This window comes from Sphingobium sp. C100, assembly GCF_000508185.1.
Taxonomy (GTDB): domain Bacteria; phylum Pseudomonadota; class Alphaproteobacteria; order Sphingomonadales; family Sphingomonadaceae; genus Sphingobium.
On the sequence record NZ_AYOY01000157.1, the window covers coordinates 23,437 to 37,198 of the forward strand.

Annotated in this window: 9 protein-coding genes; 8 read left to right on the plus strand and 1 reads right to left on the minus strand. The window is 64.2% G+C overall.

From position 1 onward, the window contains the following. Positions 1-74 precede the first annotated feature (74 nt). The gene (locus C100_RS38960) at positions 75-2,864 is read left to right on the plus strand and encodes an ATP-binding protein (protein ID WP_024020527.1); all 2,790 of its coding nucleotides are present in this window, start codon (positions 75-77) and stop codon (positions 2,862-2,864) included. Here the strand turns inward: C100_RS38960 and C100_RS38965 are convergent. Continuing rightward, positions 2,842-4,416, minus strand: coding sequence for an ABC-F family ATP-binding cassette domain-containing protein (locus C100_RS38965; protein WP_024020528.1), 1,575 nt, complete (start codon positions 4,414-4,416; stop codon positions 2,842-2,844). The genes C100_RS38960 and C100_RS38965 overlap by 23 nt on opposite strands. A gap of 156 nt (positions 4,417-4,572) precedes the next feature. Between C100_RS38965 and C100_RS38970 the strand changes: the two genes are divergently transcribed. From C100_RS38970 to C100_RS49180, 7 genes are all read left to right on the plus strand, one after another. Further along, positions 4,573-5,115: a TetR/AcrR family transcriptional regulator gene (locus C100_RS38970; protein WP_024020529.1), complete on the plus strand. Its 543-nt coding sequence runs from the start codon at positions 4,573-4,575 to the stop codon at positions 5,113-5,115. A gap of 52 nt (positions 5,116-5,167) precedes the next feature. Continuing rightward, positions 5,168-6,136 carry a quinone oxidoreductase family protein gene (locus C100_RS38975; protein ID WP_024020530.1) on the plus strand — a complete coding sequence of 323 codons (969 nt, stop codon included), beginning with the start codon at positions 5,168-5,170 and terminating at the stop codon, positions 6,134-6,136. Between the two features lie 648 nt (positions 6,137-6,784). Then, a complete protein-coding gene (locus tag C100_RS38980; protein ID WP_024020531.1) occupies positions 6,785-8,341 on the plus strand; it encodes a Wadjet anti-phage system protein JetA family protein in 1,557 nt (518 codons plus the stop codon). Then, positions 8,331-8,981 (plus strand): DUF4194 domain-containing protein, encoded by a 651-nt coding sequence (locus C100_RS38985; protein ID WP_024020532.1) that lies wholly within the window; start codon positions 8,331-8,333, stop codon positions 8,979-8,981. The genes C100_RS38980 and C100_RS38985 overlap by 11 nt, the downstream gene beginning before the upstream one ends. After that, positions 8,978-12,412 carry an SbcC/MukB-like Walker B domain-containing protein gene (locus C100_RS38990; RefSeq protein ID WP_031309756.1) on the plus strand — a complete coding sequence of 1,145 codons (3,435 nt, stop codon included), beginning with the start codon at positions 8,978-8,980 and terminating at the stop codon, positions 12,410-12,412. Before C100_RS38985 ends, C100_RS38990 begins: the two co-directional genes overlap by 4 nt. Further along, positions 12,409-13,614 (plus strand): Wadjet anti-phage system protein JetD domain-containing protein, encoded by a 1,206-nt coding sequence (locus C100_RS38995; RefSeq protein ID WP_024020534.1) that lies wholly within the window; start codon positions 12,409-12,411, stop codon positions 13,612-13,614. Before C100_RS38990 ends, C100_RS38995 begins: the two co-directional genes overlap by 4 nt. Continuing rightward, a partial coding sequence (locus C100_RS49180) for a hypothetical protein (protein ID WP_031309758.1) occupies positions 13,574-13,762 on the plus strand: 189 nt, incomplete at its 3' end. The genes C100_RS38995 and C100_RS49180, both read left to right, overlap by 41 nt.

Here is a 13,762-nt window from a genome sequence, read left to right on the forward strand (position 1 = left end):
GCGGATGCTGGACATACCGCTCCACCGGAATCGCGCGGTGCGGTTCGGCCAGGGAGTGGGGGAACAGCGGAATAGTGGCCGATCAGGACAACCGACAGAACGGCGAGCGCAGGTCCTTCGGACCGTTCTGCCTGTCACCACACGAAAGGCTGCTGACTCAAGACGGCAAGCCCGTGCAAATCGGCGGCCGTTCATTCGACATCCTTGTCGCCCTGACCGAACAGCCCGGGCAGGTCCTGTCGAAGCGCGACTTGTTAAAGGGGGTCTGGTCTGACGTTGTGGTCGAGGATGGTAGCTTGCGCTTCCACATGGCTGGCCTTCGCAAACTTCTGGGCGATGGCAAGGGTGGTGCCCGCTATATCGCGACGCAGGTCGGAGTCGGTTATGCCTTCGTCGCGCCCGTCGAGCGGTTGGCGTCAGTGGCCCAAGCCGCAGTCGCTCCGAACGCAGGCGAAATCGCGATCAAGACAACCGCCAGCGCCAATAATTTACCGCCGCGCCTGCCGCATCTTTTCGGGCGCGAACGCGATATCTCCCTGCTCAAGGAACGGCTCGCGGCGGTGCGGCTCTTGACAATCGTCGGCCCTGCCGGAGTCGGCAAGACCTCGCTCGCGGTTGAGAGCGGACATCAGGTTGCTGATGACTTCGACGGCAGGGTCGCGTTCGTCGATTTCAGCATGCTGGAAAACCCGGCTATCGTGCCCTCCATGATCGCCGGCGCAATGGGCGTCGCCGCCCAGAGCGATGATCCTCTGGCTGCCATTATCGCGCATGTCCGCGGCCGGTCGTTTCTTCTGGTGCTCGACAACTGCGAACATGTGATCGAGGCAGCTGCGAAAGGGGTCGAATGCATCATTGACCAGGCGCCCCATATGCGCGTTCTCGCCACATCCCGTGAGGCGCTCAGGGTGCGCGGAGAGCATGTTCATCGCCTCGATGCGTTGGCCTATCCGCCCGATCCTGGCGCGTTGACGATGGCGCAATTGCGCGCCTATCCGGCGGTGGAACTCTTTTGTGAGCGCGCCGCCGCCGCTTACAGCGCTCTCGAAATGGACGAGGAGACCGTCCGCTTCATCGCTGGAATGTGTCGGCAACTCGATGGCATGGCTCTTCCGATTGAACTCGCCGCTGTGCGCGCGGCGACACACGGAATCCCGGCGACCGCCCGTCAGCTTGGTAATCGTTTCAGTCTGGGTTGGCCAGGTCGGCGCACGGCCGGGCCGCGACAGCATACGCTGCAGGCGACGCTTGATTGGAGCTATGATCTGCTCTCAAACGTCGAACGGACTGTGTTCGCGCGCCTCGCCATCTTCGTGGGACCATTCTCGATCGACGCCGCGCTCGATGTCGTTTCGGATGACGGGATTGGGCTGGACGAGGTTGCAGTCGCGCTCGGTGAACTGACGTCCAAGTCCCTGGTCAACGCCGATCGCTCAAGCGGTGCCGGAATGTATCGGCTCCTCGAAATGACCCGTGCCTATGGCCGGGGCAAGCTGCGCGAGCTTGGTGAGATCGACTACGGCACGGCCGCGAGCCGCCACGCGACCTTTTATCTCCGCGAACTGGAGGCGATCGCCGATCAGGATGAGGCGGCGCTGGAGGATCTGAAATCGCTACGCCAACAGCTCGGCAATATCCGAAGCGCGCTGGACTGGAGTTTCAGCCCAGATGGAGATCTGAAGATCGGCGTGCGTCTGGCGGCAGCCAGCGCCCCCGTGTTCCTGAACTTGTCGCACCTGATCGAATGCCGTGCCTGGTGCACCCGCGCATTGGATGTGAAGGAGGTTTCCCGCTCGCCAGAACTGGAACTCGAGCTGCAGGGCGCGCTTGGACTTGCGCTCATGTTCACGCATGGGAACATCGGGACAGCGGGAAATGCTCTCGACCGTGCACTCGAACTGGCCACCGAGCTCGAGGATCGCTGGAATCAGCTACGAATGCTAGCCAGGCTCCACATCTTCCACAAGCGCCTTGGCGACTATGGGGTTGCTCGGTCCCATGCGGAAAGAGCCATCGAGGTTGCAGCGCGCATTGGCGATGACGAAGCGCTCAGCGTCGCTCTATCGCTGTCCGGAATTTCCAACTACCTCGCAGGCGATCTGGCGCGGGCGCGGCAGGAACTCGAACGCGCGATGGAAATATGCGGGCCATCACTCCGCAGTCGGACGATCCGTTACGGGTTCGACAACCGGAGCCGCACAGGCATCGCGCTGGCCTTCACACTCTGGCTTTTAGGTGAGGCGGAACAGGCTGCCGGCGTCGCCCGCCAGACGGTGCTGGAGGCAGCGCGACTCCAGCACGCGGTCACGCAATCGATCGCGCTGGTCTGGTCACTGGTCATCCATCTTTGGATGCACGATCTCGATGTTGCGGAGGAAGCTTTGGATGCGCTTGCGGCCAGCGCAGAGACTAACGCGCTCGATCCCTATATCGCCGCGGCCAACGGCTTTCGCGGCGAGTTGTCGTTTCAGCGGGATCACGCGCCCGGCGCGCTCGACGCGATTTCGGAGAGCCTCGACCGATTGCGTGCCGCCCGGTACGAACTTCTCGTCACTCCGTTCACCATTACGCTAGCGCAGGACCTGTTGCTCGCATTGCGCTTTGGGGAGGCGCGCGATCTGGTCGCTCCGGCACTCGCGCGCTGCGAGGCAATCGGTGAGCGTTTCGCCATTCCTGAGTTGCTGCGGATCAAGGCGAGGATTATTCATCGACTGGATGGGGATGTCGTCACCAGCGAAGCCTTGCTGCGGGACTCAATTGCGTTGGCCCGTGAGCAAGGCGCCCGCGCCTGGGAGCGCCTTGCGTACCACGACCTTGCCGCCCTGACCGACGAACCCCCCGCTAGAGGCCGATCGTTCGCGTGATCCCGATCGTATCGAGAAAGCGTTCGTCATGGCTGACGACGATCAGGGCACCGTCATAGCCGTGCAAACCTGCTTCGACGGCCGAGATCGAGTCCAGATCGAGGTGATTGGTAGGCTCATCGAGGATGAGCAGAGGCGGCGGCTGGTTGCTGCCCAGCACGCATGCCAGCGCTGCGCGCAGGGTCTGGCCGCCGCTCAATGTGCCGACGATACGATCTGCAGCGGCAGCGCGAAACTGGAACCGGGCTAGCGACGCACGGCGGGCGTTCTCATCCATCTGCGGGTTCGTCCGTGCGAAATTGTCGCCGATCGATAGCGCCGGGTCCAGGATGGTCATTCGTTGATCGAAAAAGGCGAACGGTACGAAGATGCGCGCGGTGCCTCGGTGGGGCACGAGATCGCCGGCCAGTAGTGCCAGCAGAGTCGATTTGCCCGAGCCGTTGATGCCAGTGATGGCAACGCGCTCCGGACCAGTCAGCGTGAAGTTCAACTTTTCCAGCAGAGTCTCGCTTGGCGCATGATCGAACGACAGGTCGTTCGCCTGGAGGATACGTTGCGACGACGAGAGGCCGGTGGAGGGAAGCGCAATCGTCAACGGTTCCAGATGTTCGACCCGGCTGCGGGCTACCATTGCCGACTGGTCCGCTTCAGCCCGCTGTCGGTCGGCGAGACGGGCGGCGTCACCGCGGCTGTTTTCCGCCCGGTTGCGCCGGGCGCCCGCGAGGATCCGAGGCATGTCGCCCCGTGCGCCCTTGCGCGCACCCGCAGCGTCGCGCCTTTGTTGTCGCTCGGCGGTCTGCTGTGCCTTGTGCTTCGCATCGCTCACCCGCCGTTTGGCGGCGAGAAGATCCTGTTCACTGGCGGCCAATTCGACCGCCTTTTGAGCACGATATGCCGTCCAGTTGCCGCCATAGCGTACAACGCCCAGCGTCGTTAGTTCGGCTATCGCATCCATCACTTCGAGCAATTCGCGATCATGGCTGACGACAATCGCGCCAGCGGTCCAGCTTTCCAGCAATTCCCGCACCGCTCGCCGACCATCACGATCGAGGTCGTTGGTCGGCTCGTCGAGCAACAGGAAATCGGGCTGCGCGAACACGGCGCCCGCCAGTGCGGCCCGAGTTCGCTGGCCGCCCGACAAGGCGACCAAATGTGCATGAAGCGGCGCCTCAAGCCCAACCCTCGCGAGGGCTTCGGCCGCGCGTGCCTCGATCGTCCAGTCGGCCTCGGCGAATTCGTCAAGCGAGGCGGTGCCTGCCTCCGCACGTCGTAACAGCCCAACGGCGGCGGCAATGCCCATGAGATCGGCTATAGTTTCGCTGGGTGAGACCCGTGCGATCTGCCGCATAGTGCTGACGGAGCCAGAACGGACCACGCGACCGCGGCCTGGCTCGATCGACCCGGAAAGAAGGTGCAGCAATATTGTCTTGCCGACGCCGTTGCGGCCGACAAGTCCCGTCCGCTCCGTCGGGAAATCGAACGAAAGATCGGAAAGAACTGGACGTCCATCGGGCGTGGACCAGGCGACATGGGCGAGCGAAAGCGAAGGCATAAGATATCCTGTTCCCTGAGGGCAAAGCGGTACGGCGTTGCGGTCAGGATCGGATCACATGGTCTTTCAGGGCCTTCGGTTAGATGAGACAGTCTACTTGAATGATCGTTCCATAACACTTATTTACGCTTCATGACAAGACCAAAGACCTTCGATGTGGATTTCGCTCTCGACTGCGCCATCGCCGTCTTCCGGGAGCATGGCTTCGAGGGAACGTCAGCGCAGATGCTCGTCGATGCAATGGGGATCGGGCGCCAGAGCCTCTATGATACGTTCGGCGATAAATGGTTGCTCTATCAGAAGGCGTTGCAGCGCTATGCCAATGCTGAAGGACACGCGCATCGGCAGGCGCTTGGGTCGGGGGAGCGGGCCATCGACGGCATCCGCGCGATGATCGACCGGGTGGTGCGGGAGGCGACCACGCCTTGCCTCGGCGTCGGCTCTATTGCGGAATTCGGTTGTTCTCGGCCTGAATTGGCCAAAATCAACGCTGCGGTTGGTCATTCGCTGCGGACCGCCATGATCGATAAGATCCGCTTTTCGCAGGCGGATGGCGATATTGCAGGAACGCTTGATCCCGACGACGTGGCGACGTTTCTCATCGCCAGCTTCGCTGGCATTCGCCTTACCGCGCGTGGCGGGGCCGAACCGAAAGCGCTGGAGAGTCTCGGGCGCATGGCGTTGCGATCGCTTGGGTAGAGCCTTTTTTTTAAGCGAATTTGGAATGATCATTCAAGAAAGGAATTAGATTGTGCAGGTAGTAATGATGAACGGCGCTGGTGAGGTCGATCAGTTGGACGTGGTGGAGCGGCCGGTTCCCACTCCGGGTCCTGGCGAGGTGCTGGTCGACGTGGCGGCGGCAGGCGTCAATTTCATGGACATTGGCGTACGGCGTGGTGTCGCGTGGATCGATGTGCCCAATCCCAAGGCTCTCGGTGTCGAGGGCGCTGGCCGCATTGCCGCGCTTGGCGAAGGCGTATCGGGCTTTGCGGTCGGCGACAGGGTTGCCTGGGTGTATGTGCCCGGCAGCTATGCCACGCAGATCGTAGCGCCCGCCGCCGCACTGGTCTCGATTCCCGATTCGATCGATGACCGCATAGCCGCTGCCTTGATGATGCAGGGACTTACCGCCAGCCATTTCGCTACCGATTTCTATCCCGTCCAACCGCGCGATGTGGCACTTATCCATGCCGCCGCAGGCGGGCTTGGGCAATTGCTCAGCCAGATCGTGAAGCTGCGCGGCGGCAACGTGATCGGCCGTGTGTCGAGCGAAGCCAAGGTGGCTTCCGCGCGCGCTGCCGGCGCCGATCATGTCATTGTCGATAGGGACGGTGATTTTGCCGAGCAGGTGCTGGCGTTGACCAATAACGAAGGCGTCCATGTGGTGTTTGACGGCTCTGGTCCCTCTACCTTTGCCGGCTCGCTCGAAGCGCTTCGGCGCTCGGGTACTTTCTGCTGGTACGGGCCAGTGCTGGGCGGTCCCGAACCGATCGACATCATGAGCCTGCCGCGGAGCATCAAACTGGGCTATGCCGTCTTCTCCGACCATATTCCAACACCCGAACTACTGCGCGATCGGACGGCGCGCCTATTCGACTGGGTCTCGCGAGGGGACTTGCGGATTGAAATGGGCGGAGTGTACGGATTGACCGACGCAGCGAAAGCGCATGCAGACATGGAATCTCGACGCTCTACTGGGAAGCTGCTCCTAATCCCATAAGGTCAATCGAACGATAGGATACGCACCGTACTGCCGGAATGGCAGAAAGTGGCGAGTAGCAAATTGACGGCTTAGTTCGTGTCAAACGGCAGGTTCGGATAGATCCTGCCGTTCATTGGCCATCCGCCGAATGACTTGAGCTGGTCGCGAGCTGCCGGAAAAGCGGACGGGCCGCAGCCGGGCATCGGAATTTCACGGCTAAACGGCAAGAATGGGTCGACATCGGCGGTATCTGGGGCGAAGCCGTCATTCGCAAGCCCTGCGGCGATGGTCGGCTTCTGGCAAGAGCGGACAAGCCAAAGTTTGCCGTTTCCCGCTCTCGAATGACCAAGCTTCGCCGTTGCCGTTCCACGGCTTTCGGCGAACTGATCGAAAATTGTGGTCGTTCACCCCTCAGCTGCAGACGCGTATAGCGACAGCGCCCATGATCTCTGCTTGACCCAGAAAGCGATACTCAGCCAATTTCGAGGTGCATAGTAGAAATCCGCGGGAGGGTCGTCGCGAAAATTTGCAGGGCTTCAACCGACGCGAGCGATCCTGGTAACGCGGCCGACGATTGGGTCGACTTCGGTGCGAAAAATCTGGCCATTTTCTTTGATTGCTTGACCCTTGCAAACATCACCGCCAGCTTCTTGGACGGGGGTATTCTTGGCAGGTTCCGCGACCACTTCGATTCCAGACGCTCAGCGTCCGCAGCTCTTCGCTCAACTTCCTCCGGACATCTTCGCGGTGTTCTCGGGCGGGAACCGCGCGCTCTACGAACTCGCGATCCTGGCAGTCTATGACGGGCTCTACAGATCCGAGCTTCTGTACCCGACCGAAGCGGAGGTCGTTGGCGTAATCTACGACTGTATCGCGCGGGAGCCCGGTGTGTGGACCGAGGACGAAGCCCCGGTGGACCTTGACCGCCTGGTCACCCGGTCCGGCCGCCGCGTCCGGCGGCGCCGCGGCGTCGGTGTTGATGACCAAGCCACCGGATCGGTGATCAGCCGCTCGCGGCACATCTACAACCGCATGTTGCAGACCGGCTGGCTCGACTTGACGAGCTACGGGCTCAAGGTCACCGTCGAGATGACCGCGGGGCCGATGCGGCTCGCCGAGTTCCTTTGTACGCTTAAGGAAGGCGGCGCGGAGCAGCTCGGCGGCCTCGTCGTCGAGGTCAGGAACGCCATCAGGGCGGTGCGCGAGAAGCCGGCCGAGAACGCCCTCGGGCTCAACAAGGCGGCGCAGGATGCGGCGCGTTTCGGCCGATACCTCAGGAGCGTGCTCTCTGCCCTCCGTGAGGTCGATCGGCAAGTGCTGTCGTCGGAGACACTGGCCGACCGTCTCCGGCACTACTTCGAGGACTTCGTTGAGAAGGTGCTCCTGCGAGATTACACGTCCATCGCCACGACCGCGCACCCGTATCGCCATCGCCGGGCAATCGTCGCGTCGCTCGACGAGCTGGAGGATTCGGAGATCGATCTCGCAGCCGTGGCCGACGCCTATCTCGACGCGCGGCTCGTCCAAGACCGTAAGGCCGCCCGGGATCTCGTTCACGAGGACCTTTTCCGGATCCGACGCGTCTTCGAGAGGATCGAGGAGTCCTTCGAGGCGATCCAGCAGCATCGCTCGAGACTCGAAACGCGCCTGCGCAACGTCGTCCGCTACGCCGGACGTCGGACCAGCTTCCTCCAGCGGAGCGAGCAGGTGATCCACGCGCTGGACGAGGCGCTGTCCGCCGGTACCGCGCTCGCGATCGAAGGCATGATCGAGGCGAAGGTATCCGTTCTCGCACCCGATCTGATGGCAAAGCCCCGCGGGGCGAGGCCCGCGATTGCCGACGCTGATTTGGACCTGCCAGCGGACGACCCGATAAGCGAGTTTAGGCGCCAGCTCGAGCGCGACTACCTTGACCGCCTCACGATCTCGCCAGCCAAGGTCAGCCGGTTCCTCGAGCGCAAAGTCCCGCCTTTCGGCGAGACGTCCGCAGCCTACATAAGCATTGAAACCATCGACGACTTCCTGGCCTTCGAGGCGGTCCGCGTGCTCCTTGCAGGGGGGCTGGGCACCGACGGAGCGTCGCGTCTCTCAAAGGCTCTGGAGGGGCGCTTCGTGCTCGAGGTCTCGGAAGAGCCCGTCTCCAACGACTGGCTCGATTGCACCGGCTTCCGAGTGAAGCGCCTCGACGACATCATCACGCTGGAGGACGGATATGCTCGTTGAGTTCGGAAACCTCGAGGCCAACAACCCGCGCGGCTTCCAGCGGGTCACCCAGCTCATTGCCCAACTTATGCGGCACCAGTTCGTCCACGCCGAGGACAGGGGGGCAGCCGTGCTCCTCGAGACGTTGAACCGGCCGGAGCTCGCGCGCCTGGTTGAAGGCTACTTCGACGTCGCGGGATACCGGCTCGTCCACCGCGAGAGCGAGGGTTGGGCTGGCATACTCCCGGACCCGGAGCGGACCTCGCTTCCCCGCATGCGTATCGACGAGACGATCGCGCTGCTCGTCATGCGTCGCCTCTGGGAAGAGGCCCTCCAGCTCGGCGAAATCTACGCGAACGGGACAGTGCGGACCACCCTCAACGAGGCCTATGCGGCCTACCAGGGGACCGTGGCCGGCAGTCGCCGTGCGGCGCTTTCCCCGAACGACTTCCGCGATGTGCTCCGCCAAATCGAGCGGCGGTCGGTCGTGCGGCTTGGCGATCTCGATCCGGATGCGCAGGACATGGACCTCGACATCCGCGCCCTCGTCACCAGCGTGGCGGGCGACGACTTCGTCGCCTCACTCGAGCAGATACTGACGCGACCGGTCGCTAGCGCAACGGAGACCGAAGACGCGCCCGAAGTGGAGCGCGACGTATGATGGAGCTCCGCCGCATCGCCCTCGTCAACTGGCACATGATGCCCCGCGCGGACCTCGAGCTTGCCGGCGACGCGGCCATCCTGGGGCAGAACCGGTCCGGGAAGTCCACCATCATCGATCTGATCCAGGCCGTGATGGCCGGCGGATCGTCTCGGCTCTACCGCTTCAACCGTTCGGCTGGCGAGGGTGGCGGCCGATCCGACCGCACGCTGGGTGGCTACTGCCTCGGGCAGCTCAACGAGGACACATTCCTCAGAAACCAGGCGCGCACCCATGTCGCGCTCGTCTTCGAGGACGCGGATGGCGGCAGGAAGCCCGTCAGCGTCGGCCTTTCCATCGAAGCAGCCAGGGGGCAGCAGACAGAGGTCGTCGGCCACTTCGTCGCCGAAGGCGTCGCCGTGGACACCTCCATGATGCTCGACGCAGGAGAGGGCACGCTGAGGCCGACCGCCTGGCCTGCCGTGCGACGCCGGCTAGAGCAGGCATGCACTGGAGCCGGCGGTCAGCTTCTCACGCCGGATGACGCCAGGACCTTCATCCGGGAATACATGCGCGCGCTGTTTACTGGCCGGCGGGCGTCGGATCCCGACCGGTTCGTCCGCACTTTCGTGGCGGCGCTGTCCTTCACGGACATCCCCTCCGTCGAGCAGTTCGTCCATCGCTATCTGCTCGAGCCCAAGCCGATCGACATCGCGGAACTCCGGGACTCGATCGGCCGCTACCGCGAGATCCAGAAGACGATCTCCGACCTCAACCGGAGGCTCGAGGCCCTGCGGGCGATCCAGGTCCAGATCGAGGAGTTCGACCGCCTCCTCGCCGAGGAGCTGGCGTGCCGCGCGATCGAGAGGACCGCCCTGCTGGTCGAGGGTGTGGGAGGCCTTCTGGCGAACCTCACCGAGCAGCGGACGAAGGTTCGGGAACTCGAAGAGGCCCAGGACGAGCTGAAGCGCGTAGAGGACGAGATCGAACGCGAGAAGGAGACCCTCGCATCGGTCCAGAGGCAGCTGGCAGCCACTGGGGCGCAGGGCCAGCGCACCATGGTGGAGCAGGAGATCAAGGGCTGGGAGCGCGATCACGCCTCGGTGATGGGCCGCCTCCAGGTCCGCCACCTCGGCGCGGCGCGGGCCATGCAGCTCCTCGAGCTGCGGGACCGGCTGGGCGTGATCAATCCGGGAGAGCTGTTCCGGGCCCTGGAGCGTATCGAGGAGGCGAGCCGGGGGCTGGCGCCGCCGAACTGGCCCCGCGATCCGGCCGCCATGGACGCTCTGCTCGAGACCGTCGCCGGCGCGGCCGCCGACCGCGTTCCGAAGGCGACCGAGCGGCGCGACGACGCCATCGTATGGACAAGCCGTCTCGAGGCGGAGCAGGCGGCCGACCGCGAGCAACTCGCGAACGCGCGCAAGGGGCAGATCACGCTCAACTCCGCGACGACGAAGCTCATGGATGCGCTCCGTCGCGAAGGAATGGCGCCCCGCACTCTCTGCGAGGTGGCCGACGTCGTAGACGAGCGCTGGCGCAACGCGCTGGAATCGCTCCTCATCCGAGATCGCGAGGCGATCATCGTCGAGCCCGAGCACGCTTCCCGCGCGACCGAGATCCTCCGCTACGGGCGCGACGCCTATCCCGGGTGCCGCGTCGTGAACACGCGGAAGCTGCAGTCGCGATCGGCGGTGCCGCAGGCGGGCACGCTCGCCTCCATGATCCGGAGCGAGGACCAACTCGCGACGGCGTTCGTGGTGTTCCGGATCGGCAATGTTAGCCTCGCGGAGGATCAGGAGGAGCTTCTCTCCGGCGGGCGCGCCGTCATGGCCGATGGCGCCTACTACGACGGCCTCATCACAGAGATGCGCCGGCCGGACGGCCTTAAGATCGGCAGGGCGGCCGCGCCGCTGATGGAGGCGACGCTCGGCGAGCGTATCGCGAGCCGAGCAGAGAACCTCAATGCTCACGCCGAGCGGAAGAGGTTCTTCGAGGACGTGATCCGCCGGCTGGAGGACTGCAGCCGGCCCGTCGGCGATGCGGACAGGCTCGACGCTCTCGCGCTCGCGCTGGGCGATCTCGCGGACAAGAGGGCGGACGCGCATCGGCGGCTGGACCGCATCTCCGCCCAGGTCGATCCCGAGCTGCTCGACAGCGAGCGGCGGTCGCAGACGCTTCTCGCCAGCCTGACGATCGACCGCGACGAGCTCATCGACGCCCGCGGTTCGCTCAGGACCAAGGTCGCGGAGATCAGAGGCAGGCTCGAGGCCGGCGAACAGTCGGTCGGCTCCTATCTCTGCCTGGCTGTGCGCCGCCGTCAGTTCAGAGGCTCAGTGACGTCGGCCGCCCACCTCCGATCGCTGCGCGAAAGATATGCGAAGCATCCCGCCAGGACGCCGGCGAGGATCGCCGCCGACATGGCGAAGGTCGCCATCGACGCGCTGCAGGGGCATCGCGCTCTCGATCACGACATAAGGGCGGCGCTCGGCCGATACGCAATCGACTTCCCGGATCCGCTCGAAGGCTATGCGGAAGTGCCGATCATCGGGACGGCCAAGCCTTGGGTGGTTGAGGGGATCGCGACGCTCGAGGGCAACGAGCTCATCCGCTACCGAGAGCACGCCGACGAGGCGGCGAACCGCGTGTCGCGGCTCTTCAAGACAACATTCATCCACGAACTCAACAGCCGCTTCGGCCAGCTCCACTCCGACATGGAGAAGCTCTCCAGCGCGCTCAGGACGCGGCCGCTCCACGGCGAAACCTACCGCCTGATCGAGCTGGTGAAGCCCGAATTCGACGACCTCTACCACCTCGCCAAGGCGAGCGAGACCGACGAGTCCGTGCTCGACGCGCTGTTCGGACGGGCCGAGCCGCGGGATGAGCGTCATGGACGCGCCCTCCGGCAAATCGAGCAGCTGCTCTCCGACGACAGCTTTGATTTCACCGTTTTCCAGGACTATCGCAGCTACTTCTCCTACGATCTGCGAATGCGGGACGAGAAGGCGGGCCGGACCTATAGCTTCGACAAGCGCCGCGGCGTCGCGAGTGGCGCTGAGCGGCAGGTGCCGTTTTACGTCGTCATTGGCGCCGCGCTCGCTAGCGCGTATCACGGTACGCGCCAAGCGACGACGCCCGGCGCCACCGGCATGGGCCTCGCCGTCTTCGACGAGGCGTTCAGCAAGATGGACGGCCCCAACCAGCGGACGCTGCTCGACTTCTACCGGGCCATCGGCCTTCAAGTCGTCATCGCCGCCCCGACCGAGAAACGGGCCGTCGTCTACGAGAACCTCGACTGCATCATCGATGTTTTCCGCAGCGGAGACCTGTCCCTGGCGGAGTCGATACGTATCAAGGGCCACGCACGGGAGGAGATGCGCGCCGCTAATCCGCAGCATGCAACAGATGAGGAGCTCGCGAAACGACTGGGCTTGGAGGCGAAGGCAGCCGAATGAGCCGTCGCGGATTCTCGAGCATTGCCACACTCGTCGAAGACCTCCTCGCTCGGCACGAACGGAGCCCAGAGGCGCGTGGGCTGATCGCCGCCATCGACGACGACGGGTTCGCCAATATGGACCTGCGCGACGCCTTCGACGAGGCGCTCTCCGATCTCGAGCGGGATGGCGGCGTCGAGCTGATCCGGAAGGGCCCCAAAACGGACCGGCGAGTCACGGGCGCGCGTCTGAAAAGCTCGGAAGTGCTCTACGGTTTTGTCGGGCGGCGGCCGGCAGTTCACGTTGCCCTTCAGTCAGTGGCATCACTGCGGTCGCGACCCGACCTGCCTCACGGCGCCGTAGATCTGATCGACGCCGTTGCCGCGGCGTGGGGGAGGGGCGTCTCGCACATCGGCGTCCGGCCGGGCGAGGTCAGCACGCTTTCGGACGTGATCGGCCTCGCGATCGCCGTCCAGAGCCGACTTTCCGGCGAGTTCCAGGCCGATCAGGACTTCCGCACATTCTCCCGACTGTCGGTCGCCGACAGCAAGGCGCTCGAACGGAACCTGAGATCCGTCGCTGCCGCGTTGCAGAGGATCTACGGCGCGGACGACAGGCTGATCGGGATGGAGCCCGACGAGATTTTGGCCACCGCCGGTATCACCCGGCTTCCCCAACCGATCCTCGTCCACGGCGACGTCGATCTGCACGGTGCGCCGTTCCCAAGCATGCCATACGTTGGCATCCCCGCCGACATCGTCGGAGGACTGCGTCTCCGGTCCGGTCCGGACTACGTGCTCACCATCGAGAACTTCACGTCGTTCGTCCGTTATGCGCGCGAAATTGCTCGCTTGGACAACGCGCTGATCATCTACGCTGGCGGCTTCCCATCGAGGCCTGCGCTTGCGACGATCCGCAGGCTGGCCGAGCAGGCGCTTGCGCCGACATACCATTGGGGTGACATGGACAGTGGCGGCGTTCGCATCTTCCGCCACATCGAACGCGAACTCGCGAAAGGCGGAGTCCGGTTGCAGCCGCACATGATGGACGCGCAGCTCCTCGCCGCAGTGGGCCGTCCATCGGACGGTGCAACGAGCGCACCCGGCGACGTGACAGGTAGCGCGATTGCCGCGCTCGCAGAAGCTCTGCGGACGACAGGGTTCGTGCATGAGCAGGAGGAGCTTGATCCGCGGCGCCCAGTCGTCGGCGGAGCCGCCGAATGACCAGAATGCCCGCGATCGGTTGGTTCATGCTGTCCGGAGCGGACAGATCGGGGCCTGGTCGACAGCTGCCGAAAAAGCGGAACGTCTGCTGCTGGGGATCGAAAATCGCGCGCTGAGCGTCTGGCATGGGTGTGCGCCGTGCAAAGGC

Bases quoted from the DNA above. Each gene is read 5' to 3' on its own strand.
- C100_RS38965 (WP_024020528.1), bottom strand. From the start codon at position 4,416: ATGCCTTCGCTTTCGCTCGCCCATGTCGCCTGGTCCACGCCCGATGGA.
- C100_RS38985 (WP_024020532.1), top strand. From the start codon at position 8,331: ATGCTCGTTGAGTTCGGAAACCTCGAGGCCAACAACCCGCGCGGCTTC.
- C100_RS38990 (WP_031309756.1), top strand. From the start codon at position 8,978: ATGATGGAGCTCCGCCGCATCGCCCTCGTCAACTGGCACATGATGCCC.
- C100_RS38995 (WP_024020534.1), top strand. From the start codon at position 12,409: ATGAGCCGTCGCGGATTCTCGAGCATTGCCACACTCGTCGAAGACCTC.